At 58.7% G+C, this 23,816-nt stretch carries 21 protein-coding genes; 18 read left to right on the top strand and 3 right to left on the bottom strand.

Annotated features, from left to right (window positions below):
- The first annotated feature begins 241 nt into the window (after positions 1-241).
- Positions 242-1,540, top strand: a complete 1,299-nt coding sequence (argA, locus tag ACSFE6_RS20440; RefSeq protein WP_435429280.1) for an amino-acid N-acetyltransferase — start codon at positions 242-244, stop codon at positions 1,538-1,540.
- Between the two features lie 128 nt (positions 1,541-1,668).
- Here the strand turns inward: argA and tauA are convergent, their stop codons facing one another.
- The gene (gene tauA, locus ACSFE6_RS20435; protein ID WP_435429279.1) at positions 1,669-2,658 is read right to left on the bottom strand and encodes a taurine ABC transporter substrate-binding protein; all 990 of its coding nucleotides are present in this window, start codon (positions 2,656-2,658) and stop codon (positions 1,669-1,671) included.
- 354 nt (positions 2,659-3,012) lie between these two features.
- Here tauA and ACSFE6_RS20430 point away from each other — a divergent pair, with 354 nt between their 5' ends.
- The 9 genes from ACSFE6_RS20430 to ACSFE6_RS20390 all read left to right on the top strand — a co-directional run bounded on the left by ACSFE6_RS20430 (position 3,013) and on the right by ACSFE6_RS20390 (position 12,190).
- On the top strand, positions 3,013-4,368 hold the full coding sequence (locus tag ACSFE6_RS20430; RefSeq protein ID WP_435429278.1) for an OprD family outer membrane porin: 1,356 nt from the start codon (positions 3,013-3,015) through the stop codon (positions 4,366-4,368).
- Positions 4,369-4,813: 445 nt separating this feature from the next.
- On the top strand, positions 4,814-6,178 hold the full coding sequence (locus ACSFE6_RS20425; RefSeq protein WP_435429277.1) for an OprD family porin: 1,365 nt from the start codon (positions 4,814-4,816) through the stop codon (positions 6,176-6,178).
- Positions 6,179-6,540: 362 nt separating this feature from the next.
- Positions 6,541-7,179, top strand: a complete 639-nt coding sequence (locus tag ACSFE6_RS20420; protein WP_435429276.1) for a peroxiredoxin — start codon at positions 6,541-6,543, stop codon at positions 7,177-7,179.
- 331 nt (positions 7,180-7,510) lie between these two features.
- Positions 7,511-8,104, top strand: a complete 594-nt coding sequence (ssuE, locus tag ACSFE6_RS20415; protein WP_175391088.1) for an NADPH-dependent FMN reductase — start codon at positions 7,511-7,513, stop codon at positions 8,102-8,104.
- Between the two features lie 90 nt (positions 8,105-8,194).
- Positions 8,195-9,160 carry a sulfonate ABC transporter substrate-binding protein gene (locus tag ACSFE6_RS20410; protein WP_096514326.1) on the top strand — a complete coding sequence of 322 codons (966 nt, stop codon included), beginning with the start codon at positions 8,195-8,197 and terminating at the stop codon, positions 9,158-9,160.
- A 37-nt stretch (positions 9,161-9,197) separates the two neighbouring features.
- Entirely contained in the window at positions 9,198-10,346 is a 1,149-nt protein-coding gene (gene ssuD, locus ACSFE6_RS20405) for an FMNH2-dependent alkanesulfonate monooxygenase (RefSeq protein ID WP_007939251.1), read from the top strand.
- A 9-nt stretch (positions 10,347-10,355) separates the two neighbouring features.
- A complete protein-coding gene (ssuC, locus tag ACSFE6_RS20400; protein WP_435429275.1) occupies positions 10,356-11,138 on the top strand; it encodes an aliphatic sulfonate ABC transporter permease SsuC in 783 nt (260 codons plus the stop codon).
- Positions 11,135-11,941: an aliphatic sulfonates ABC transporter ATP-binding protein gene (ssuB, locus tag ACSFE6_RS20395; protein WP_435429274.1), complete on the top strand. Its 807-nt coding sequence runs from the start codon at positions 11,135-11,137 to the stop codon at positions 11,939-11,941. The genes ssuC and ssuB overlap by 4 nt, the downstream gene beginning before the upstream one ends.
- A gap of 33 nt (positions 11,942-11,974) precedes the next feature.
- Entirely contained in the window at positions 11,975-12,190 is a 216-nt protein-coding gene (locus tag ACSFE6_RS20390; protein ID WP_007967989.1) for a TOBE domain-containing protein, read from the top strand.
- A gap of 160 nt (positions 12,191-12,350) precedes the next feature.
- On the opposite strand, the gene ACSFE6_RS20385 is transcribed toward ACSFE6_RS20390, so the two are convergent.
- The gene (locus ACSFE6_RS20385) at positions 12,351-12,989 is read right to left on the bottom strand and encodes a TetR/AcrR family transcriptional regulator (RefSeq protein ID WP_435429273.1); all 639 of its coding nucleotides are present in this window, start codon (positions 12,987-12,989) and stop codon (positions 12,351-12,353) included.
- 225 nt (positions 12,990-13,214) lie between these two features.
- On the bottom strand, positions 13,215-14,591 hold the full coding sequence (locus ACSFE6_RS20380; protein WP_159893716.1) for a glutamine synthetase family protein: 1,377 nt from the start codon (positions 14,589-14,591) through the stop codon (positions 13,215-13,217).
- Between the two features lie 278 nt (positions 14,592-14,869).
- Between ACSFE6_RS20380 and ACSFE6_RS20375 the strand changes: the two genes are divergently transcribed.
- From ACSFE6_RS20375 to ACSFE6_RS20340, 8 genes are all read left to right on the top strand, one after another.
- On the top strand, positions 14,870-15,178 hold the full coding sequence (locus ACSFE6_RS20375; protein WP_435429272.1) for a gamma-glutamyl-gamma-aminobutyrate hydrolase family protein: 309 nt from the start codon (positions 14,870-14,872) through the stop codon (positions 15,176-15,178).
- A 91-nt stretch (positions 15,179-15,269) separates the two neighbouring features.
- Entirely contained in the window at positions 15,270-16,628 is a 1,359-nt protein-coding gene (locus ACSFE6_RS20370; RefSeq protein WP_435429271.1) for a glutamine synthetase family protein, read from the top strand.
- A gap of 59 nt (positions 16,629-16,687) precedes the next feature.
- Positions 16,688-18,052, top strand: coding sequence for an aspartate aminotransferase family protein (locus ACSFE6_RS20365; protein ID WP_435429270.1), 1,365 nt, complete (start codon positions 16,688-16,690; stop codon positions 18,050-18,052).
- Between the two features lie 169 nt (positions 18,053-18,221).
- Complete coding sequence (locus tag ACSFE6_RS20360) at positions 18,222-19,331, top strand: polyamine ABC transporter substrate-binding protein (protein WP_435429269.1); 1,110 nt, start codon at positions 18,222-18,224, stop codon at positions 19,329-19,331.
- A gap of 240 nt (positions 19,332-19,571) precedes the next feature.
- Positions 19,572-20,669 (top strand): polyamine ABC transporter substrate-binding protein, encoded by a 1,098-nt coding sequence (locus ACSFE6_RS20355; protein WP_435429268.1) that lies wholly within the window; start codon positions 19,572-19,574, stop codon positions 20,667-20,669.
- Between the two features lie 72 nt (positions 20,670-20,741).
- Positions 20,742-21,884 (top strand): ABC transporter ATP-binding protein, encoded by a 1,143-nt coding sequence (locus ACSFE6_RS20350; protein ID WP_435429267.1) that lies wholly within the window; start codon positions 20,742-20,744, stop codon positions 21,882-21,884.
- Positions 21,885-21,919: 35 nt separating this feature from the next.
- Positions 21,920-22,801, top strand: a complete 882-nt coding sequence (locus ACSFE6_RS20345; protein ID WP_435429281.1) for an ABC transporter permease subunit — start codon at positions 21,920-21,922, stop codon at positions 22,799-22,801.
- Positions 22,798-23,688, top strand: a complete 891-nt coding sequence (locus ACSFE6_RS20340) for an ABC transporter permease subunit (protein ID WP_433737703.1) — start codon at positions 22,798-22,800, stop codon at positions 23,686-23,688. Before ACSFE6_RS20345 ends, ACSFE6_RS20340 begins: the two co-directional genes overlap by 4 nt.
- Positions 23,689-23,816: the final 128 nt, after the last annotated feature.

The following is a 23,816-nucleotide window of genomic DNA, read 5'->3' as shown; positions in this document are numbered from 1 at the left end:
GCTCGCGAATGTGTCATCACAGTCAACATTGATGTTGCCTGACCCATTGCATTCGCGAGCAGGCTCGCTCCCACAGGGTATGTGCATTGTCTGAAAGGCCGTATAAATTGCCGGTACCCCAACCCGTATTCATGAGGAGAGCGCGCGTGTCGCCAAGCCTGTTCCGACGATAACCATCAGCCCGCTGTGCGTTTTCTGTTTTGCCTTTTTTTCGGCTGCTATTTATTACAGGCCCAGGTTCATGCCCGAATACGTCAATTGGCTTCGCCACGCTTCGCCATATATCAACGCCCACCGCGATTGCACCTTTGTCGTCATGCTTCCCGGCGACGGCGTTGAACACCCCAACTTCGGCAATATCGTCCACGACCTGGTGCTGCTGCACAGCCTGGGCGTGAGGCTGGTGCTGGTCCACGGTTCCCGTCCGCAGATCGAGGCACGCCTGGCCGCCCGCGGTCTGATTCCGCATTACCATCACGGCATGCGCATCACCGATGCAGCGACACTGGAGTGCGTGATCGATGCCGTTGGCCAACTGCGCATCGCCATCGAAGCGCGGTTGTCGATGGACATGGCTTCGTCACCGATGCAGGGTTCGCGCCTTCGGGTGGCCAGCGGCAACCTGGTCACCGCGCGGCCGATCGGTGTGCTCGAAGGTGTCGACTATCACCACACCGGCGAAGTGCGCCGCGTCGATCGCAAAGGTATCAATCGCCTTCTGGACGAGCGCTCCATCGTGCTGTTGTCGCCGTTGGGTTACTCACCGACGGGTGAGATCTTCAATCTCGCTTGCGAAGACGTCGCCACCCGCGCAGCCATCGACCTGGGCGCGGACAAGCTGCTGCTGTTCGGTGCTGAGGAAGGCTTGATCGATGAACACGGGCGCCTGGTTCGCGAGCTGCGTCCGCAACAGGTGCCGGCGCATTTGCAGCGTCTGGGCAGCAACTATCAGGCGGAACTGCTGGATGCCGCGGCTGAAGCCTGTCGTGGCGGCGTGGCCCGCAGCCACATCGTCAGCTATGCCGAGGACGGCGCACTGCTGACCGAACTCTTCACCCGTGACGGCGGTGGTACGCTGGTGGCCCAGGAACAGTTCGAAGTGGTGCGCGAAGCGGCCATTGAAGACGTGGGTGGTTTGTTGGACCTGATCAGCCCGTTGGAGGAGCAAGGGATTCTGGTGCGTCGCTCCCGTGAAGTGCTGGAGCGCGAAATCGAGCAGTTCAGTGTGGTTGAGCGCGAAGGCATGATCATCGCCTGTGCGGCGCTATACCAGATTGCCGATTCGGATGCCGGTGAGCTGGCGTGCCTGGCGGTGAACCCGGAGTACCGTCATGGCGGTCGCGGCGATGAATTGCTGGAACGCATTGAAACCCGCGCCCGGGCACAGGGCTTGAAAACCTTGTTTGTCCTCACCACCCGCACGGCCCACTGGTTCCGCGAACGTGGCTTTGCGCCAAGCAGCGTCGAGCGCCTGCCGTCGGCGCGGGCGTCGCTGTACAACTATCAGCGTAATTCGAAGATCTTCGAAAAATCCCTTTGATCATGACGTAATCCCTGTAGGAGCGAGCTTGCTCGCGATGGTGGTAGGGGCGCCGCGTTCATGCTGGCAGCCCTCGTCATCGTTAACGACCATCGCGAGCAAGCTCGCTCCTACAGAGGTCTGCGGTGTTACTCGGTGACGAACTTCGCGCTGACATACGGCGAATAGTCCGGCAACACCGTTTCAACCTTCCCTTGTTCCTTCAAGAACTTCGCCGTCTCGCCAATCGCCTTGGCCGTGCCGCCGTCCAGCAGCACGCTGGACTGTTGCGCCTTGGCGTCCGGGAATGCGGAACCGGCCAGCAATTCAGGTACATCGGCGGCGTTGGCACCGGTCAGTTTGGCGATTTTTTGCACGGGTACTGAGTCCGCGGTCCAGCTGTCTTTATGCGCCGCATAGTCGGCGAATGAGTCCAGGGTGACCTTGGCGAACTTGGCCACCACGTCCGGATGCTTCTCGGCGTAATCCTTGCGCGCCACCCAGACTTCGAAGGTCGGCGCACCCCATTGGCCGACTTGTGCAGCATCGGTCAAGGTCTTGCCAGTCTTGCGAATTTCCCCCAGCGCCGGCGACCAGACGAACGCGCCATCGATGTCCCCACGTTTCCATGCCGCCGCGATTTCAGCGGGTTGCAGGTTCACTACTTTGACTTTCGACGTGTCCAGGCCCCAGTGCTTCAGCGCGCCAAGCAGACTGTAGTGAGAGGTGGATACGAAGGGTGTGGCGATGGTCTTGCCGATCAGATCTTGCGGTTTATCGATGCCGCTGCCGTTACGCACCACCAAGGCTTCGGCCGCGTTGATCTGTGCGGAGACGATGAACGCGACGATCGGAAGATTGCGTGAGGCGGCCGCTGCCAGCGGACTGGAACCGAGGTTGCCGATTTGCACGTCGCCCGACGCAATGGCGGTGACCACTTCCGGGCCACTGTTGAAACGACGCCAATCGATTTTCTCGCCGATGGTTTTTTCGTAAAGGCCATCCGCCTGGGGGACTTTGCTCGGGTCGATGCCGGTCTGGTAGCCGACCGTGAGGTTCGCCGCGAGAGCGGAGCAAGAAAACATCAGTGACACACAAACTGTAACAAATGATCCGGATAGTGCGCGCTTGGTCGTCATGACGAGGGCCTTTTCGATTGGTTTTGTTTCGGAATTGCTTCTAAACCTAATCGATCTAAAAAAAGCCTAACAAATACCATTTAGGAATTAGCTTATGGGCAGGCTGCTCTACCTTCAGGGGATGAGCGAAATTCCTAAACGGTATGAGAAAAGAATCCATCCATTCTTTTCAGGTTTATGACGAACTCATGACCCAGCAGGGACCAAAAAACCGGGGATTAGACTATGGTCGTAGACACACAAAGTTACGATTGACTTGTGGGTCACGCTCTGGCGCTAATCGCGCATCTTAGGACTCCGGGCAATTGATCCGGGGCCAGGACTACAAGAATTAGAGACGAGAGGAGTTAAGCAATGAACAAGTCGACCTTGGCTGTGGCCGTGGCCGTAGGCGTTCTGGCGCAGCAGGCAGGCGCCGCGGGTTTCTTCGAAGACAGCAAGGCATCCGTTAGTTCGCGTACTTATTATTTCGACGCCGATAACCGTGAAAATGCTGCCGGCACCACTAACAGTACTCCTTCAAACAGACAGCGTGAGACCGCTGAAGGTCTGAAGTTCGATTACCAGTCGGGTTTCACCCCAGGCACAGTCGGCTTCGGTATCGACGCCCAGGCGCTAGTCGGTATCCACCTGGACGGTGGCAAGGGCCATCACCCGGACAACAACTCCTTCGTGCCTAGCGATACCGATGGTTCGGCCGTGGATGAGTGGAGCCGTCTGGCGGGCAACGTCAAGGCACGCTTCTCGAAGACCGAGGCACACCTCGGCGGCGCTCTGATGCCAAACATGCCGATCCTGATCGCCAACGACAGCCGCGTGCTGCCACAAACCTTTGAGGGTGGCACCATCACCTCGAAGGAAATCGACAATGTGACCTTCAACGTCGGTCAACTCGAGCATGCGACCGGTCGTGCTTCTTCCAACAGCACTGGGCTGTCCGTGAATGGCGCAACTCAGGACAGCAACCAGTTCCGTTACGCCGGTGCTGACTGGAAGGTCACCAAAGACCTGTTGCTGCAGTACTACTATGCGAACCTGGAAGACTTCTACAAGCAGAACTTCCTGGGCCTGGTTCACGTTTACCCGATCGGCACCAACCAGTCCTTCAAGACTGACCTGCGCTATTTCGATAGCAGCTCCGACGGCAAAAATGGCCAGGCTGGCTACCGGTTCAACAACAACGGTGGTTTTGCCAAGACCCCGGGCGAGATCGATAACAAGACCTGGAGCGCCACGTTCACCTATACCCTGGGTGGCCACGCGTTTCTGCTCGGGCATCAGCGTGTCAACGATGACGGCGGCTTCGTCTTCCTGAACCAGGGGAGTGTTGTCGATAGCAACGGCCGCAACGAAGGCGCTGGCGGCGCCAGCTTCTACTCGTTTACCGACGCTACGGTTGGCAGCTTCATCCGCGCTGGTGAAAACACCTCGTACGGTCAGTACTCCTATGATTTCGCCTCGCTGGGTGTACCCGGTCTGAAAGCTTCGATTGCTTACCTGAGTGGTCAAGACATCAAAGCTACCAACGGTACTGGTAAAGACTTGAGCGAGCATGAGACCGACGCACGTATCGATTACGTGATTCAGACGGGGATGCTGAAAGGGTTTGGTACGACTCTGCGTCACGGTACTTATCGTGGCGACGGTACCAGCCTTGTTGATCAGGACCAAACCCGCCTGATCTTCAACTACACCTACAGCTTCATGTAAGTCGTAGCTGCCAAAAAGCCTCGTCTTCGCACGAGGCTTTTTTTCGGGTCAGGTTTTATATTCTATAAAGCATGACACTGATGATTTTTTATTCTTTTTAGATTTGAACGAAAACGCCTACAGTAGCGCCACCTGACTAACAGGCCCTGCATCACCTCGTTCCACATTCATCCTCCGATAACCAACAGCTACAGGAATCGGTTTTCACGCCGATACCCCATGCCTGTCCGGAGGAGTTGTGCCGACATATATTCCATTGCGATATAAATAGGAATGTACTGATTCTTTTCGGATTTATGAACAGGTATCCTGCGCGGCCCAAATAATAGTGGTCAGACCAGCGACCCAGAGCGACTCGGTCTGGCGCTAAGCACGTAAGACAAGGATCCGGGGCATCAGACCCTGGACCGCATTAAAAGAATTAGAAAACGATAGGAGCGAAACAATGAACAAGTCCACCTTATCCCTGGCTGTGGCCGTAGGGGTGATGGCGCAGCAGGCAGGCGCCGCCGGTTTCATCGAAGACAGCAAGGCCACTTTGGGGCTGCGTAACTTCTATATCAACACTGACTACCGTGATGGCAGTGCCAGCCCGAACAAAAACGAAGAGTGGGGTCAAGGCTTCGATCTGCGTTTCACTTCCGGTTACACCCAAGGCACAGTTGGCTTCGGTATTGATGCGATCGGCCTGCTGGGTGTACGTCTGGATTCGGGCGGAGGCACTAATGGCAACGTTAACGCCAATGGCACCCCTGGTAACGCATATGGCGGCACTGTTTTCCCAAGCAAATCCAACGGCGAAGCGGTTGATAACTTCTCCAGCCTGGGCCTGACCGCCAAAGCCAAGATCTCCCAGACCGAATTGAAGCTGGGTACCCTGCAGCCGAAACTGCCGGTGATCGTGACCAACGACGGCCGGATGCTGCCGCAAACCTTCCAGGGTGGCCAGATCACCTCCGGCGACATCAAGGACCTGACACTGGTCGGCGGTCAGATCGAGCACGCCAAGGGTCGTAACTCCAGCAACAACGAAGAGCTGTCGATTTCCGGTGCCAACTCTCGCACGACTGCTGGTCGCGACAGCAACAAGTTCATCTACGGTGGCGGTGACTACAAAATCACCAAGGACCTGACGGCCCAGTACTACTACGGCAATCTGGACGAGTTCTACAAGCAGCACTTCCTGGGCCTGACTCACAACTGGGCCATCGGCCCGGGTGTATTGAAATCCGACCTGCGTTACTTCAATAGCCGTGATGACGGTGCCAATGGTCACGACACTAACTACTTCAGCACCGGCGACTACAGCGGCGTTGCAAGTGGTCGAGGCAAAGTCGACAACAACCTGTACAGCGGCCTGTTCCTGTACACCGTTGAAGGTCATACCTTCGGTGGCGGTTACCAGGTCAGCAATGGCAGCAGCGACTTCCCGTACCTGAACCAGGGCGACGGTGCGTCGGCCTATATCATCACTGACATGCAAATCCAGAAGTTCGCCCGTGCCGGCGAACGCACCTGGCAAGCACGTTACTCGTTCGATTTCGCCAAGGTCGGCGTACCTGGCCTGACGGCTGGCGCGGTTTACCTGCGTGGCGATGATATCGACACGGTCAACGCTGCCGGTCGTCAAGCCGTTAACGGCGCTTCCGAATGGGAACGCGACCTGACCGTGGGTTACGTCGTCCAGTCGGGCGCACTGAAAAACCTCGGCGTGATGTGGAAAAACGCCATGTGGCGTACTGACCTGCCGAACACCCGTTCCCAGGACGAAAACCGCCTGATCGTCAGCTACTCGATCCCGCTGTTGTAATAATGTGGGAGCGAGCCTGCTCGCGAAGCGGTGTGTCATTCAGCTAGTTTGCGGCTGACACGACGCTTTCGCGAGCAGGCTCGCTCCCACAAAAAAAGCCCCGCCCGGCATCACGCCGGGCGGGGCTTTTCGTTTTCAAGGCGGGCTCACCCCCGTAACCCCGCCTTGATATTCCCCTCTTTTGCAGCAACTCAAGGCCTTCTCGAACCTTAGGGCCGATGTTCGGCGCGATAGGTGAGCGCGTCCAGTGAACAGATGTTTAATATTTCTATTAATTATAAATAAATCGATATTTATTCTTTTTAATAGATAAAAAACACAGGCACAGTTGAGCTCAACCAGCACTCACCAGGAGCAGCACCATGAGCATCAGACTGGGCGATATTGCCCCCGATTTCGAACAGGATTCCAGCGCCGGTCCCATCCGTTTCCACCAGTGGCTGGGCGATAGCTGGGGCGTGCTGTTTTCCCATCCGGCGGACTTCACGCCGGTGTGCACCACTGAACTGGGCTTCACCGCCAAACTCAAGGATGAGTTCGCCAAGCGAGGGGTCAAGGCCATCGCGCTGTCCGTCGACCCGGTGGATTCGCACCACCGCTGGATCGAAGACATCAACGAAACCCAGAACACCGTTGTCAACTTTCCGATCCTCGACGATGCCGACCGCAAGGTATCGGACCTTTATGACCTGATCCATCCCAACGCCAATGACACCCTGACGGTGCGTTCGTTGTTCGTGATCGACCCAAACAAAAAGGTCCGGTTGACCATCACCTACCCGGCCAGCACCGGCCGTAACTTCAATGAAATCCTGCGGGTGATCGACTCGCTGCAGCTCACCGACAACCACAAGGTCGCCACCCCAGCGAACTGGCAGGACGGTGATGAGGTGGTGATCGTGCCTTCGCTCAAGGATGAAGAGGAAATCAAACAGCGCTTTCCGAAGGGCTATCGTGCCGTTAAGCCTTATCTGCGCCTGACGCCGCAGCCGAACCGGTAATCCCGATTAATGTGTGGTGTGGCGGCTGCCGTCTTCGCGAGCAGGCTCGCTCCCACAGTTGACCACGTACCACTGTGGGAGCGAGCCTGCTCGCGAAAGCGGTGGGCTGGACACCGCGGAATCCAGATTGAACGAATCCATAAAGCAGGGGATTTCAGGCCGTTTCGACGGCCTGTTTTTTTGCCTGGAATAAATGCCATTGCATATCTCCTAAACGAATAACCAAATGAATAAATATGATTTATGGATATATAAATCACCTGTTAAGGTCACTCCATCGAAGCGAGATCGCAAACCGCGAATCGCCAACACCGTTCAAGGAATCGTCTGAATGTTGGTTGTCTCACTCGGTGGCAGTCCCAGCCAACGCTCCCGTTCCGGGGTGCTGCTGGAGCGCTCCCAACGTTGGTTGCAAGGGCAGGGCGTGGAGGTAGTGAGTTACCAGGTGCGGGACTTCCCGGCCGAAGACTTGCTGCATGCACGCTTCGACAGCCCGAAGGTCATCGACCTGCTGCAACAGATTGAAAATGCCGATGGCCTGTTGATTGCCACACCGGTCTACAAAGCTTCGTTTTCCGGCGCGCTGAAAACCGTGCTGGACTTGCTGCCGGAGCGCGCCCTGAGCCACAAGGTGGTTTTGCCAATGGCGACCGGCGGCAGCATCGCTCACATGTTGGCGGTGGATTACGCGCTCAAGCCCGTGCTCTCGGCGTTGAAAGCCCAGGAATTGCTCCAGGGGATTTTCGCGGTCGACAGCCAGATTGCTTATGGCGAAGGCAGCGCACAGGCGCAACTGGCCCCGGAGCTGGAGCAAAGATTGAACGAGTCGCTGGAGCTGTTTTTCAGCGCCATGGCGCGACGGCCCAAGCCGCTCGATCCGAACCTGTTGAATGATCGTTTGCTGAGTGCTCGCTGGAGCATTTAAGCCCCAGCTGAAAATTGAAGTACTGGCCTTACTCGCCCGCCAACGGGCAAGCAGGTGCAGCCAAAACCCAACTGCAAAAAGGAGAGCGCCATGCGCCCTGTCATTTTGCGTCGTGGTCTGGTCGCTCTGTTTGCTGCGGCTGTCACCTTCGGCGCCATTACCCAAGCTCAGGCCGAGACTCTACGAATCGGCTATCAGAAATACGGCACCCTGGTGCTGCTCAAAGCCAAAGGCACCCTGGAAAAACGCCTCGCCGCTCAAGGCGTGGACGTGCAATGGACAGAGTTTCCTGGTGGCCCGCAATTGCTCGAAGGGCTCAACGTCGGCTCCATCGACTTCGGCGTGACGGGTGAAACACCGCCAGTATTTGCCCAAGCCGCCGGCGCGGATCTTCTCTACGTCGCCTACGAACCACCAGCGCCGCACAGCGAGGCGATTTTGGTGCCGAAAGACTCGCCGATCAAATCCGTGGCCGAGCTCAAAGGAAAGAAAGTCGTCCTGAACAAAGGCTCCAACGTGCATTACCTGCTGGTTCGCGCATTGGAAGACGCCGGCCTCAAATACACCGATATCCAGACCGTATTCCTGCCACCGGCCGATGCCCGCGCCGCGTTCGAGCGTGGCAGTGTCGACGCCTGGGTGATCTGGGATCCGTACCAGGCTGCCGCCGAACAGCAACTGCAAGCGCGCACCCTGCGCGATGGCCAGGGCATCGTCGACAACCATCAGTTCTACCTGGCGACCAAGCCTTACGCACAAAAGAATCCTGAGGTGATCAAGACCCTGGTGGAGGAAGTGCGCGCGGTTGGTGAGTGGTCCAAGGCCAACCCGCAGGACGTGACCCAACAAGTGTCGCCACTGCTCGGCCTGCCGGCGGACATCACTCTGACCTCGGTGAAACGCCAGGGCTACGGCGCGCTGTTCCTGACTCCCGAAGTGGTCGCCGCGCAGCAGAAAATCGCCGACAGCTTTTACCAGCTCAAGCTGATTCCCAAGCCGCTGAGCATCAAGGACGTGATCTGGACGCCACCGGCGGCCGTTGCCAAAGCTCAATAAAGACAGCCCCGCAATCGATTCCCAAGGAGACCACTCCATGAGCCTCAATATTTTCTGGTTCCTGCCTACCCACGGCGACGGCCATTACCTTGGCACCGCCGAAGGCGCTCGCGCCGTCGACCACGGTTACCTGCAACAAGTCGCGCAAGCGGCCGATCGACTGGGCTTCGGCGGGGTGCTGATCCCCACCGGTCGCTCTTGCGAAGACTCGTGGCTGGTGGCGGCGTCGCTGATCCCGGTGACCCAGCGTTTGAAATTTCTTGTCGCCCTGCGCCCCGGGATCATTTCCCCGACGGTGGCAGCGCGTCAGGCCGCCACTTTGGATCGTTTGTCCGGCGGGCGAGCGCTGTTCAACCTCGTAACAGGCGGTGATCCGGAAGAGTTGGCCGGCGACGGCCTGTTCCTCAGCCATGAGGAGCGCTATCAGGCTTCGGTGGAGTTCACCCGCATCTGGCGTCGGGTGCTGGAAGGCGAGACCGTCGATTACGACGGTCAGCACATCAGTGTGAAAGGCGCCAAGCTGCTCTATCCGCCGATCCAGCAACCCCGTCCGCCGCTGTACTTCGGCGGCTCGTCGGAAGCGGCGCAGGACCTGGCGGCAGAACAGGTGGAAATGGTTCTGACCTGGGGCGAACCACCGGCCGCCGTGGCCGAGAAGATCGAGCAAGTACGCGCCAAAGCGGCCAAGCTCGGTCGCACCGTGCGTTTTGGTATTCGCTTGCATGTGATCGTGCGCGAAACCAACGCCGAAGCCTGGCAAGCGGCGGATCGCCTGATCTCGCACCTGGACGACGACACCATCGCTCGCGCCCAGGCTTCCCTGGCGCGCTTCGATTCGGTGGGCCAGCAACGCATGGCTGCGTTGCACGGCGGCAGTCGCGACAATCTGGAAGTCAGTCCTAACCTGTGGGCCGGTGTCGGCCTGGTGCGCGGTGGTGCCGGTACGGCACTGGTGGGCGATGGTCCGACCGTGGCCGCCCGCGTGAAGGAGTACGCGGACCTGGGCATCGATACGTTCATCTTCTCCGGTTATCCACATCTGGAAGAGTCGTATCGCGTCGCCGAATTGCTGTTCCCGCACCTCGATATCGAGCGTCCGGAGCTTCCGAAAAGCGCCGGTTACGTCAGCCCGTTCGGCGAGATGGTGGCCAACGACATTCTTCCCAAAGCCGCGTCCCAGAGCTGAGGCGCCGCCATGAAGAAAATCATCCACAGCTTCGCGCCCTGGGCGTTGCCGGTGTTGCTGCTGGCGGTGTGGCAGTTGTCGGTGTCGGCGGGCTGGTTGTCGACACGGATTCTGCCGGCGCCCATCGCCGTGATCGAGGCCGGTGTCAGTCTGGTCCGCAGCGGCGAAATCTGGACCCACCTGGCCATCAGCGGCTGGCGTGCCGCGCTGGGCTTTGCCATTGGCGGCGGTATCGGCCTGACCCTGGGCTTCATCACCGGTCTGTCGAAATGGGGCGAACGCCTGCTCGACAGCTCGGTGCAAATGATTCGTAACGTGCCGCACCTGGCGCTGATTCCATTGGTGATCCTGTGGTTCGGTATTGATGAGTCGGCGAAGATTTTCCTGGTGGCGCTGGGCACGTTGTTCCCGATCTACCTCAACACCTATCACGGCATCCGTAACGTCGATCCAGCGTTGGTGGAGATGTCCCGCAGCTACGGCTTGTCCGGTTTCAGTCTGTTCCGCCAGGTGATTCTTCCGGGGGCGCTGCCTTCGATTCTGGTCGGCGTGCGCTTCGCTTTGGGCTTCATGTGGCTGACGCTGATCGTGGCGGAAACCATTTCCGCCAGCTCCGGTATCGGCTACCTGGCGATGAACGCCCGGGAGTTCCTGCAGACCGACGTGGTGGTGCTGGCGATTCTGATGTACGCGGTACTCGGCAAACTGGCGGACCTTGCGGCTCGTGGCCTTGAACGTGTGTGGCTGCGCTGGCATCCGGCCTATCAAGTGGCCAAGGGAGGTGCCGCATGACTGCTCAACAACCTCCACGCCTGCGGCGCGGAATTCCGCTGGCGGTGCGCAAGCTGCGAAAAACCTTTGGTTTGCGGCAGGTGCTGCGCGAGATCGACCTGCACATTCCAGCGGGCCAGTTCGTCGCGGTGGTCGGTCGTAGCGGCTGCGGTAAAAGCACGCTGCTGCGCTTGCTGGCCGGGCTCGATCAGCCTACGGGCGGTGAATTGCTCGCCGGTTCCGCGCCGTTGAGTGAGGCGCGGGAAGACACCCGGCTGATGTTCCAGGAAGCGCGCTTGCTGCCGTGGAAAAAGATCATCGACAACGTCGGCCTGGGGCTCAAGGGCAACTGGCGGCCGCAAGCGCTTGATGCACTTGAAGCGGTGGGGTTGGCGGATCGCGCCAATGAATGGCCGGCGGCACTGTCCGGTGGGCAGAAGCAGCGCGTGGCGCTGGCTCGCGCGCTGATTCACCAACCGCGTTTGCTGTTGCTCGACGAGCCATTGGGCGCGCTCGATGCGCTGACCCGCATCGAAATGCAGCAACTGATCGAACGGCTCTGGCAACAGCACGGCTTCACCGTGTTGCTGGTGACCCACGACGTCAGTGAAGCGGTGGCGATTGCCGATCGAGTGATCTTGATCGAAGACGGTGAAGTCGGCCTCGACCTGCACGTGGAGCTGCCGCGCCCTCGGGTGCGTGGCTCCCATCGACTGGCGGCGCTGGAAACCGAAGTCCTCAACCGTGTGCTGTCACTGCCCGGCCAACCGCCGGAACCGGAACCTGTTTCACCCTTGCCTACGCAGTTGCGGTGGGCTCAATAACCCAAGTCTTATCCAACGACAGGAATCAACATCATGACTATCAAAGCCATCAACGTGCGTAACCAGTTCAAAGGCTCCATCAAGGAAATCGTCCTCGGCGACGTACTGTCCGAAATCGACGTGCAAACCGCTTCCGGCATCGTCACGTCTGTGATTACCACTCGCTCGGTGAAAGAGCTGGAGCTGGCCGTAGGCAGCGAAGTGATCGCGTTCGTGAAATCCACCGAGGTGTCGATCGCCAAGTTGTAAGCCTGTGCGTAAACGACAACCCCGAAGGGTTTGAACCCTTCGGGGTTTTTTATGCGTGTGAGTCAGTAAGGTTGGCTGTGTGGCCTTCGCGAGCAGGGGCATGCGTTTCAAATGTGGGAGCGAGCCTGCTCGCGAAGAGGCCGGTGCGGCCAATAGAGAATCAGGCAGGGACCGCGCGCTTTGGCAGGTAAGGCGGCAAATACAGCCCCAGATACGCATCAAACACCCGCATCCCTTCCTCGGCCATGCGCGCAGTGATCTGTCCATGTTGCTGCACCGAACGTGCATAGACGCGGTCGCCAAGCTCCATGGCCAGCGCGAACACATCGACATCGTCCGGCAGCCTCGGCAGTTCGAAGTGGTGATTGAACAGTTTGTGCATCAAGTCGCCGAGCTCAATGTCGTGCTGGCGGTCGGCCTGGGTGACTTCGGTCAGGCCATGCTGGGCGAGGATCAGTTGGCGGGCGGCGGCGTCTTCGCTGTAGATCGCCAGCATGCGTTGTTCTACCAGGCGCGACAGATCACACCAGCCGCCGAGGGCATGGTGGTCGATGGGCGCTTGCAGGCAGGCGCGGAAGGCGGCGTGAACATCGGCGGTCAAGGCTTCGAGCAGGGCCGGTACGCTGGCGAAGAAGTGGTAAACCGAGGAGGGCGGGATTTCCGCGCGCTCGGCAACGCTGTAGATCGACAGGCTGGCTACGCCCTCGGCCGCCAGCAGCGTGCGTGCCGCATCGAGTATCGAGGCGATCCGGGCCTGGCTGGCGGCGCGGGGTTTGCGGGGGCTGGCGGTGCGCGTCATGGGAGTCTCCTGCGGGGCAGGGGGCATTGTACGAGGCAGGTTGTGTGTTGTCTTGTCGGCCGCCATCGCGGGCAAGCCCGCTCCCACAGTGTTTTGTGTCGCACACAAATTTTGAGTACGCAGCGGATCCCTGTGGGAGCTGGCTTGCCAGCGATCCGCTGAAAGCGGCCATAAAAAACGCCGCAGGCCCTATCAGCCTGCGGCGTTGTTTTTTACTGCAACCGCTTAAACGGTATGCAGATACCAGTTGTACTCAAGGTCGGAGATGGAGTGTTCGAACTCTTCCAGCTCGCTCTCTTTGCACGCGACGAAGATATCGATGTATTTCGGATCGATGTACTTGGCCATGACTTCGCTGTCGTCCAGCTCACGCAACGCATCGCGCAGGTTGTTCGGCAGGCTCTGCTCGTTCTGCTCGTAGCTGTTGCCTTCAGTCGGGGCAGGCGGCTCGATCTTGTTGGTCAGGCCGTGGTGCACACCGGCCAGGACCGAAGCCATCAGCAGGTACGGGTTGGCATCGGCGCCGGCCACGCGGTGTTCCAGGCGTACTGCGTCGGCGGAGCCGGTCGGTACGCGCAGGGCTACGGTGCGGTTGTCCAGGCCCCAGCTCGGCGAGTTCGGCACGTAGAACTGGGCGCCGAAACGGCGGTACGAGTTCACGTTCGGGCAGAGGAACGCCATCTGTGCCGGTAGGGTCTCGAGCACACCGCCGATCGCGTGACGCAGTGCGGCGTTCTGCTCGGGATCCTCGCTGGCAAAAATATTCTTGCCGTCTTTGTCGAGCACCGAGATATGGACGTGCAGACCGTTGCCTGCCTGGCCCGGGTAAGGCTTGGCCATGAAGGTGGTGTCCATTTCATGGTCGTAGGCGATGTTCTTGATCAGACGCTTGAGCAGGACCGCATAGTCGCAGGCCTTGATCGGGTCGGCCACGTGGTGCAGGTTCACTTCGAACTGCGCCGGGGCACTTTCCTTGACGATGGCGTCGGCCGGGATGCCTTGCTCTTTCGCGCCTTCCAGAATGTCCTGGAGGCAATCGACGTATTCGTCGAGGTCGTCGATCAGGTAAACCTGTGTCGAGTGCGGGCGTTTGCCGGAAATCGGCGAGCGGGGCGGTTGCGGACGACCGTTCACGTTCTCCTGGTCGATCAGGTAGAACTCCAGTTCGAACGCGGCACAGATGGTCAGGCCCAGTTCATCGAACTTGGTCACCACTTGTCGCAATACTTCGCGCGGGTCGGCGAAGAAAGGATCACCTTCGAGTTCGTGCATGGTCATCAGCAGTTGCGCGGTCGGGCGCTTCTGCCAGGGCTCATTGCACAGGGTATCGGGGATTGGATAGCAGATTCGGTCAGCATCACCGATGTCCAGGCCCAGGCCGGTGCTTTCCACCGTCGAACCATTGATATCCAGAGCAAATAGGGAGGCCGGCAGGTTGATGCCTTTCTCGTAAACCTTGTGGAGGCTGGTGCGTTCGATGCGCTTGCCGCGCACCACACCATTCATATCCGCAATCAGAAGGTCAACGTACAGAACCTCAGGATGTTCCTTAAGGAACGCGTTCGCTTCGTTAAGCTGAACGGCACGCGGGGGTACCGACATGATGCAACACCTTTGTTGTTAAAAATATCAATCATTGATCTTTTCAGGTTTCAGTCAACCCGAACGGCCTGCCGAAGTCAAGCGAGGCCTTTTCTGCCCTAAAAAAGCGCCGTGTAGGCATTTATGGGGCAGTTTGGGGCGTTTTTTTGTCCGTGGGGAACGCTGCACCCGCAGGTTTGAGCGGGCCGTGTTGTATTTTTTACGGGGGTGTTGTGTAAAAAAATGAACAAGGCTAAGCTCGAATCAAACCCATAACAGCAATAATACCGGGGTGCTTCATGTCTCGCCTGCCGTTAATCGGCGTCACCGCCTGCTCTACGCAGGACGGCCTGCATGTTTGTCACATCAGTGGCGACATTGACGTCAGCGCCGCAGCCTTCAAGGCTTCAGGCCTGTCGGTGATCCTTGCTTCCCTGGCAGATCGAGCCTCCCCGTCCGTTATTCTGGACGGCGGGGACGGCACACCCATTGCGGTTACTCCATTCAATATAGAACCGATTCACAATAGTGGCTCAGCCATCGTGCAGGCTACCGCTCGCGATTCTGCACGCCCGGCGTTTACCGGGTTGAACGCAAAAGCACGATAGCCTTTCGCAGGGACGCAGTACAACGCGACGCCGATGCGTCAAACACCGCCTGACTCGCAAGCGTCAGGAAACTCAACGCCTAGAGGCATTTATGAGTAACAACCTCGACCAGCTCACCGATTGGCTGAAAAGCCACAAGATCACAGAAGTCGAATGCATGATCGCCGACTTGACCGGGATCACCCGGGGCAAGATTTCGCCGACCAACAAATTCATCGCCGAAAAAGGCATGCGTCTGCCAGAAAGCGTGCTGTTGCAGACCGTGACCGGCGATTACGTCGAAGACGACATCTATTACGAACTGCTCGACCCGGCCGACATCGATATGGTCTGCAAGCCGGACGCCGACGCCGTTTACGTGGTGCCGTGGGCCATCGAGCCGACCGCCATCGTCATCCACGATACCTACGACAAGCAAGGCAACCCGATCGAGCTGTCGCCGCGCAACGTGCTCAAGAAAGTCCTGAAACTCTATGCCGACAAGGGCTGGCAGCCAATCGTGGCGCCGGAAATGGAGTTCTACCTGACCAAGCGCAGTGACGACCCGGATTACCCGCTGCAACCGCCGATCGGTCGCTCCGGTCGTCCGGAAATCGGTCGTCAGTCGTTCTCCATCGAAGCGGCGAACGAATTCGATCCGTTGTTCGAAGACGTCTACGACTGGTGCGAATTGCAGGATCTGGACCTCGACACGCTGATCCACGAGGACGGCACGGCGCAGATGGAAATCAACTTCCGTCATGGCGATGCCCTGTCCCTGGCCGACCAGATCCTGGTGTTCAAGCGCACCATGCGCGAAGCCGCGCTCAAGCACGACGTGGCAGCAACCTTCATGGCCAAGCCGATGACCGGCGAGCCTGGCAGCGCCATGCACTTGCACCAGAGCATCATCGACATCGAGACCGGCAAGAACATCTTCTCCAATGACGACGGGACCATGAGCCAGTTGTTCCTGCAGCACATCGGTGGCCTGCAGAAACTGATTCCCGAGCTGTTGCCGCTATTTGCCCCGAACGTGAACTCGTTCCGCCGCTTCCTGCCGGATACCTCGGCACCGGTGAACGTGGAGTGGGGCGAAGAAAACCGCACCGTGGGCCTGCGCGTTCCGGATGCCGGACCACAAAACCGTCGGGTCGAAAACCGCCTGCCGGGCGCCGACGCCAACCCGTACCTGGCGATTGCCGCGAGTCTGCTCTGCGGTTACATCGGCATGGTCGAAGGCCTGAACCCAAGTGCACCCGTGGTAGGCCGTGGCTATGAACGCCGCAACCTGCGCCTGCCGCTGACCATCGAAGACGCGCTGGAACGCATGGAAAACAGCGCAACCATCGAAAAATACCTGGGCAAAAATTTCATCACTGGCTACGTCGCGGTCAAGCGGGCCGAGCATGAAAACTTCAAGCGCGTCATCAGTTCGTGGGAACGGGAATTCCTGCTATTCGCCGTCTGATGCGTCGGGCGCCGTCGTTGTCGGGCGGCGCTTTCACCTGATTTCTTAGGAGGTTCGTAATGACCAGCAACAACCCACAAACCCGTGAATGGCAAGCCCTGAGCAGCGATCACCACCTGGCCCCGTTCAGCGATTTCAAGCAGCTGAAAGAGAAAGGTCCGCGGATCATCACCAACGCCAAGGGCGTTTACCTGTGGGACAGCGAGGGCAACAAGATCCTCGACGGCATGGCCGGTCTGTGGTGCGTGGCGGTCGGCTACGGTCGCGATGAGCTGGCAGAAGCCGCCAACAAGCAGATGCGCGAACTGCCGTACTACAACCTGTTCTTCCAGACCGCTCACCCGCCGGCGCTGGAGCTGGCCAAGGCCATCGCCGACGTCGCACCAGAAGGCATGAACCACGTGTTCTTCACCGGTTCCGGCTCTGAAGGCAACGACACCATGCTGCGTATGGTTCGTCATTACTGGGCGATCAAGGGCCAGCCGAAGAAGAAAGTCATCATCAGCCGCAAGAATGGCTATCACGGCTCCACCGTGGCCGGCGCGAGCCTGGGTGGCATGACCTACATGCACGAACAGGGCGACTTGCCGATCCCGGGCATCGTCCACATCGCCCAGCCGTACTGGTTCGCCGAAGGTGGCGACATGACACCGGAAGAATTCGGCATCTGGGCCGCCAATCAGCTGGAAGAGAAGATTCTGGAAGTCGGCGTCGACAACGTCGGTGCCTTTATTGCCGAGCCGATCCAGGGCGCCGGTGGCGTGATCATTCCGCCAGAGACCTACTGGCCGCGCATCAAGGAAATCCTCGCCAAGTACGACATCCTGTTCGTGGCTGACGAAGTGATTTGTGGTTTCGGTCGCACCGGCGAGTGGTTCGGTACCGATTTCTACGGCCTCAAGCCCGACATGATGACCATCGCCAAAGGCCTGACCTCCGGCTACATCCCGATGGGTGGCCTGATCGTGCGTGACGAAGTGGTGGCCGTGCTCAACGAGGGCGGCGATTTCAACCACGGTTTCACCTACTCCGGACACCCGGTGGCGGCGGCTGTGGGCCTGGAAAACATCCGTATCCTGCGCGATGAAAAAATTGTCGAGCGTGTGAAGTCGGAAACGGCACCTTATTTGCAGAAACGTCTGCGCGAGCTGAACGATCACCCATTGGTGGGTGAAGTTCGTGGGGTGGGTCTGTTGGGGGCCATCGAGCTGGTTCAGGACAAGGCCACGCGCAAGCGCTATGAAGGTAAGGGCGTTGGGATGATCTGCCGGCAGTTCTGCTTCGACAATGGCCTGATCATGCGTGCCGTGGGGGACACCATGATCATTGCGCCACCGCTGGTGATCAGCAAAGAGGAAATCGATGAGCTGGTGACCAAGGCGCGCAAGTGCCTGGACCTGACCCTCAGTGCGTTGAAGGGCTAAGTGCTAGGCTCTGAGCGGGAGACATGAAACTTTCGCTCAGCGTCGCCATAAAGGGCGGCCTTTCCTTGAAAGACCGCCTCGGATCTTGCCAGACTAGCCGTGGTTCCAGTTGACCGGGCTCGGCCGCTGAACAATGTGGTTCAAAAAAGAAAAATTTGGAGCATTACGCATGAAGGCATTAGGAAAAAAGGTTGCTGGCAAGACCCTCCTCGCCATGTCCCTGATGGGCATGATGGCGGGTGCGGTTCAGGCGGACGACAAGGTGCTGCACGTTTACAACTGGTCCGACTACATCGCTCCGGACACCATCGCGAACTTTGAGAAAGAGTCCGGGATCAAGGTTGTCTACGACGTATTCGACAGTAACGAGACCCTGGAAGCCAAGCTTCTGGCAGGCAAGTCCGGTTATGACGTCGTCGTGCCGTCGAACAACTTCCTGGCCAAGCAGATCAAGGCGGGTGTTTACCAGGAGCTGGACATGTCCAAGCTGCCTAACTGGAAAAACCTGAACCAGGATCTGCTCAAGGCCGTTTCGGTAAGCGACCCGGGCAACAAGCACGCTTTCCCTTACATGTGGGGCTCTATCGGCATCGGTTACAACCCGGAGAAGGTCAAGGCTGCGTTGGGTGTCGACACCATCGATTCCTGGGACGTCCTGCTCAAGCCCGAGAACATTGCCAAGCTCAAGGGCTGCGGTGTGAGCTTCCTCGATTCGCCGACCGAAATGCTCCCGGTCGCGCTGCACTACCTGGGCCTGCCAACCGACAGCCAGAAGAAAGACGACATCAAGAAAGCCGAGGAACTGTTCCTCAAGATTCGTCCTTCGATCACCTACTTCCACTCGTCCAAGTACATTTCCGACCTGGCCAACGGCAACATCTGCGTAGCGGTCGGTTACTCGGGTGACGTGCAACAGGCCAAGTCCCGTGCCGCCGAAGCCGGTGACAAGGTGAAAGTCAGCTACGTCATTCCGAAAGAAGGCGCTGGCAGCTTCTTCGACATGGTTGCCATTCCGAAAGATGCCGAAAACGTAGAAGGCGCTTACAAGTTCATGACCTTCCTGCAGAAGCCTGAAGTCATGGCCGGTATCACCAACGCCGTACGCTTCCCGAACGGTAACGCCGCGGCAACGGCACTGGTGGAAAAAGACATCACCAGCGATCCAGGCATTTACCCACCGGCCGATGTGCAGGCCAAGCTGTATGCGATCGCCGATCTGCCGGCTGGCACCCAGCGCGATATGACTCGCAGCTGGACCAAGATCAAATCCGGTAAGTAAGCGGTAACCCTTGTAGGAGCGAGCTTGCTCGCGATGGTCGTCAACGATGACGCGGGGTGTCTGACACCCCATGGAGTTGCAACTATCTTCGCGAGCCTGCTCGCTCCTACAGGGATCTTTATAAAGTTTGCTGGAATGGTTTTTCGAGGGTAAGTTGCGCGCCGGTTTTGTTGCCATGCAGCCACGGCTGTCATGTAACGCGGGGCAACTTGGGCCCAACTAATTTTAGAGGACCTCCACTTGCCTATTTCTTCTTTGTTGCGCAATGCCATGTTGTTTGGCGCCGGGCTGACGATTGCCGCCAGTGTCCAGGCCGCCGGCACCGTGCATATTTATAATTGGTCGGATTACATCGGCGAGAACACCCTGGCCGACTTCCAGAAAGCGACCGGTATCAAGCCGGTTTATGACGTGTTCGACTCCAACGAAACCCTGGAAGGCAAGTTGCTGGCCGGGCGTACCGGTTACGACGTGGTCGTGCCGTCCAACCATTTCCTGGGCAAGCAGATCAAGGCCGGGGCGTTCCAGAAACTCGACAAGTCGAAGTTGACTAACTATTCGAATCTCGACCCGGTACTGCTCAAGCGACTGGAGCAGAACGATCCGGGTAACTTGTACGCGGTACCGTATCTGTGGGGCACCAACGGCATCGGTTACAACGTCGACAAGGTCAAGGCTGTGCTGGGCGTCGACAAGATTGATTCCTGGGCGGCGGTATTCGAACCGGAGAACATCAAGAAGCTGCAAAGCTGCGGCGTGGCGTTCCTCGATTCCGCCGATGAAATGATGCCGACAGTCCTCAACTACATGGGCCTGAACGCCAACAGTACCAACCCCGAAGACTACAAAAAGGCTGAAGCCAAGTTGCTGGCGGTGCGGCCTTACGTGACTTACTTCCACTCCTCCAAATACATCGCGGACCTGGCCAACGGCGATATCTGCGTGGCCATCGGTTTCTCCGGCGACATGTTCCAGGCCCGCAACCGCGCGGCCGAAGCCAAGAAGGGCGTGAACATCGTCTACTCGATTCCAAAGGAAGGTGGCGCACTGTGGTTCGACATGCTGGCGATTCCAAAGGATTCGGCCAACGTCAAAGAGGCACACGCATTCATCAACTATTTGCTGAAGCCTGAGGTCATCGCCCAGGTCAGCGATTACGTCGGCTACGCCAACCCCAACCCTGGGTCGGACAAACTGATGGAACAGTCCATTCGCACCGACGAGGCGGTTTATCCACCGCAATCGGTACTCGACAAGACCTACGTGTCCATCGAGTTACCACCAAACATTCAACGTTTGATGACCCGCAGCTGGACCAAGGTCAAGTCGGGTAAATAGCTTCAAGGCTCAAACTATCCAAGGTTGGCTCACCTTGAGCGAACTGCACTCTTTTTTTTGGGAGTTTCGTAAATGGCAGTTGCCTCCGGCGCCTATAAGAAAGCCCTCGAGGGCGACCAGTCACCTAAGCAGGTGCTGGTCAAAATCGACCGGGTCACGAAGAAGTTCGACGAGACGATTGCGGTGGACGACGTGTCCCTGGAAATCAAGAAGGGTGAAATCTTTGCCCTGCTCGGCGGTTCGGGATCGGGCAAATCCACCCTTTTGCGCATGCTCGCCGGTTTCGAGCGGCCGACCGAAGGGCGAATCTTCCTCGATGGCGTAGACATCACCGACATGCCGCCCTACGAGCGGCCGATCAACATGATGTTCCAGTCCTACGCCCTGTTCCCGCACATGACCGTGGCGCAGAACATCGCCTTCGGCCTCAAGCAGGACAAGCTGCCTGCCGCTGAAATCGATGCGCGTGTCGCGGACATGCTCAAACTGGTGCAAATGACCCAGTACGCCAAGCGCAAGCCGCATCAATTGTCCGGTGGCCAGCGTCAGCGCGTGGCCCTGGCCCGTTCCCTGGCCAAGCGACCGAAGCTGTTGCTGCTCGATGAGCCGATGGGTGCACTGGATAAGAAGCTGCGTTCGCAAATGCAGCTGGAGCTGGTGGAGATCATCGAGCGTGTCGGCGTGACCTGCGTGATGGTGACCCACGACCAGGAAGAGGCCATGACCATGGCCGAGCGCATCGCGATCATGCACCTGGGCTGGATCGCCCAGATCGGCAGCCCGATCGACATCTACGAAACCCCGACCAGCCGCCTGGTCTGCGAGTTCATCGGTAACGTCAACATTTTCGATGGCGAAGTGATCGAGGATGCGGAAGGTCATGCGACCATCACCTGCAAGGATCTGGATCGCCAGATCTATGTGGGCCACGGCATCAGCACCTCGGTGCAGGACAAATCCGTGACCTACGCGATCCGTCCGGAAAAGCTGCTGGTGACCCCGACCCAGCCGACCTGCGAGTACAACTGGTCCAGCGGCAAGGTGCACGACATTGCCTACCTGGGCGGCCACTCGGTGTTCTACGTGGAACTGCCAAGCGGCAAGATCGTTCAGTCCTTCGTCGCCAACGCCGAGCGCCGCGGTACTCGGCCGACCTGGGGTGACCAGGTCTACGTGTGGTGGGAAGACGACAGCGGCGTGGTACTTCGCTCATGAACATGCGCAAACTCAAACGCCGACTCAATCGAATAATTCCCGGTGGCCGTCAACTGGTCATCGGGGTTCCCTTCATCTGGCTGTTCCTGTTCTTCATGTTGCCGTTCTTCATCGTCCTGAAGATCAGCTTCGCCGAAGCCGACGTGGCCATTCCGCCGTACACCGAAATCTACAGCTACGCCGAGCAGAAGCTGCAAGTGCTGCTGAACCTGGGCAACTACGCGATGCTGGGCGACGATGAGCTGTACATCGCCGCTTACCTCGGCTCGTTGAAGATGGCGTTCTTCAGCACCCTTTTGTGCCTGTTGATCGGCTACCCGATGGCCTACGCCATCGCCAGTGCCCGCAAAGAGCTGCAAACGGTGCTGGTACTGCTGATCATGATGCCGACCTGGACCGCGATCCTGATCCGCGTTTACGCGTGGATGGGCATCCTCAGCAACAACGGCCTGCTAAACGGTTTCCTGATGAGCATGGGCTGGATCAGCGAGCCGCTGCAGATACTCAATACCAACCTCGCTGTGTACATCGGCGTGGTGTATTCGTATCTGCCGTTCATGATCCTGCCGCTGTACGCCAACCTCGTGAAGCACGATCACAGCCTGCTGGAGGCCGCCTCCGACCTGGGCTCGAGCACGTTCAACAGCTTCTGGAAGATCACCATTCCGCTGTCCAAGAACGGCATCATCGCCGGCTGCATGCTGGTGTTCATCCCGGTGGTGGGTGAGTTCGTGATTCCTGAGCTGCTCGGCGGTCCGGAAACCCTGATGATCGGTAAAGTGCTCTGGCAAGAGTTCTTCAACAACCGTGACTGGCCGGTGGCGTCTGCCCTGGCGGTGGTGATGCTGGCGATCCTGATCGTGCCGATCATCCTGTTCAACCGCAGCCAGGCCAAGGAAATGGAGGGTAAAGAATGAAGCGCTTCCGTTTCTCCAGCCTGATGCTGGTATTGGGTTTGCTGTTTATCTACCTGCCGATGCTGATCCTGGTGATCTACTCCTTCAACGCCTCGAAGCTGGTGACGGTGTGGGGCGGCTGGTCGATCAAGTGGTACGTCGGCCTGATGGACAACACGCAACTGATGGGCTCGGTGGTGCGCTCGCTGGAAATCGCCTGCTACACGGCGATTGCTGCCGTCGCACTGGGGACGCTGGCCGCGTTCGTCCTGACCCGCATCACCCGCTTCAAGGGGCGCACGCTGTTTGGCGGTTTGGTTACCGCTCCGCTGGTAATGCCCGAGGTGATCACCGGTCTGTCGCTGTTGCTGCTGTTCGTGGCCATGGCGCAGATGATCGGTTGGCCCCAGGAACGCGGCATCGTGACGATCTGGATCGCTCACACCACGTTCTGTGCGGCGTATGTGGCGGTGGTGGTGTCGGCGCGCTTGCGCGAGTTGGACCTGTCCATTGAAGAGGCGGCCATGGACCTCGGTGCCAAGCCGTGGAAGGTGTTCTTCCTGATCACCATCCCGATGATCGCACCCTCCCTGGGGGCCGGCGGCATGATGTCTTTCGCGCTGTCCCTGGATGACCTGGTGTTGGCCAGCTTCGTATCGGGTCCGGGTTCCACGACCTTGCCGATGGAAGTGTTCTCCGCAGTGCGCCTGGGCGTGAAGCCGGAGATCAACGCCGTGGCCAGCCTGATTCTGTTGGCGGTATCGCTGATGACCTTCCTGGTCTGGTTCTTCAGCCGCCGTGCCGAAGAAGCGCGCAAGCGTGCGGTCCAGCAGGCTATCGAAGAAGGCGCTGCCGACTCCTGGAAACAACCGGACGTGCGCCGCGCGCAGGCGCCGGAAGCGGCTTGATCTGGAACTTGGGTTGAACACACACCTGTGGTCAACCCAATCCCCTGTGGGAGCGAGCCTGCTCGCGAAGAGGGAGTGTCAGTTAACACCAACGTTGGCTAACACACCGATTTCGCGAGCAGGCTCGC

Origin of the sequence: Pseudomonas baetica (genome assembly GCF_051216495.1) — a bacterium.
GTDB lineage: Bacteria > Pseudomonadota > Gammaproteobacteria > Pseudomonadales > Pseudomonadaceae > Aquipseudomonas > Aquipseudomonas baetica_B.
This window is presented reverse-complemented; position numbering and strand designations above follow the sequence as displayed.

Excerpts from the sequence above, each read along its gene's own strand:
- ACSFE6_RS20350 (WP_435429267.1), top strand. The coding sequence starts at position 20,742 with ATGGCAGTTGCCTCCGGCGCCTATAAGAAAGCCCTCGAGGGCGACCAG.
- ACSFE6_RS20385 (WP_435429273.1), bottom strand. The coding sequence starts at position 12,989 with ATGACGCGCACCGCCAGCCCCCGCAAACCCCGCGCCGCCAGCCAGGCC.
- ACSFE6_RS20430 (WP_435429278.1), top strand. The coding sequence starts at position 3,013 with ATGAACAAGTCGACCTTGGCTGTGGCCGTGGCCGTAGGCGTTCTGGCG.
- ACSFE6_RS20375 (WP_435429272.1), top strand. The coding sequence starts at position 14,870 with ATGTCTCGCCTGCCGTTAATCGGCGTCACCGCCTGCTCTACGCAGGAC.
- ACSFE6_RS20360 (WP_435429269.1), top strand. The coding sequence starts at position 18,222 with ATGAAGGCATTAGGAAAAAAGGTTGCTGGCAAGACCCTCCTCGCCATG.
- ACSFE6_RS20340 (WP_433737703.1), top strand. The coding sequence starts at position 22,798 with ATGAAGCGCTTCCGTTTCTCCAGCCTGATGCTGGTATTGGGTTTGCTG.
- ACSFE6_RS20370 (WP_435429271.1), top strand. The coding sequence starts at position 15,270 with ATGAGTAACAACCTCGACCAGCTCACCGATTGGCTGAAAAGCCACAAG.
- ACSFE6_RS20420 (WP_435429276.1), top strand. The coding sequence starts at position 6,541 with ATGAGCATCAGACTGGGCGATATTGCCCCCGATTTCGAACAGGATTCC.
- tauA (WP_435429279.1), bottom strand. The coding sequence starts at position 2,658 with ATGACGACCAAGCGCGCACTATCCGGATCATTTGTTACAGTTTGTGTG.
- ssuE (WP_175391088.1), top strand. The coding sequence starts at position 7,511 with ATGTTGGTTGTCTCACTCGGTGGCAGTCCCAGCCAACGCTCCCGTTCC.
- ACSFE6_RS20365 (WP_435429270.1), top strand. The coding sequence starts at position 16,688 with ATGACCAGCAACAACCCACAAACCCGTGAATGGCAAGCCCTGAGCAGC.
- argA (WP_435429280.1), top strand. The coding sequence starts at position 242 with ATGCCCGAATACGTCAATTGGCTTCGCCACGCTTCGCCATATATCAAC.
- ACSFE6_RS20425 (WP_435429277.1), top strand. The coding sequence starts at position 4,814 with ATGAACAAGTCCACCTTATCCCTGGCTGTGGCCGTAGGGGTGATGGCG.
- ACSFE6_RS20390 (WP_007967989.1), top strand. The coding sequence starts at position 11,975 with ATGACTATCAAAGCCATCAACGTGCGTAACCAGTTCAAAGGCTCCATC.
- ACSFE6_RS20410 (WP_096514326.1), top strand. The coding sequence starts at position 8,195 with ATGCGCCCTGTCATTTTGCGTCGTGGTCTGGTCGCTCTGTTTGCTGCG.
- ssuC (WP_435429275.1), top strand. The coding sequence starts at position 10,356 with ATGAAGAAAATCATCCACAGCTTCGCGCCCTGGGCGTTGCCGGTGTTG.
- ssuB (WP_435429274.1), top strand. The coding sequence starts at position 11,135 with ATGACTGCTCAACAACCTCCACGCCTGCGGCGCGGAATTCCGCTGGCG.
- ssuD (WP_007939251.1), top strand. The coding sequence starts at position 9,198 with ATGAGCCTCAATATTTTCTGGTTCCTGCCTACCCACGGCGACGGCCAT.
- ACSFE6_RS20380 (WP_159893716.1), bottom strand. The coding sequence starts at position 14,591 with ATGTCGGTACCCCCGCGTGCCGTTCAGCTTAACGAAGCGAACGCGTTC.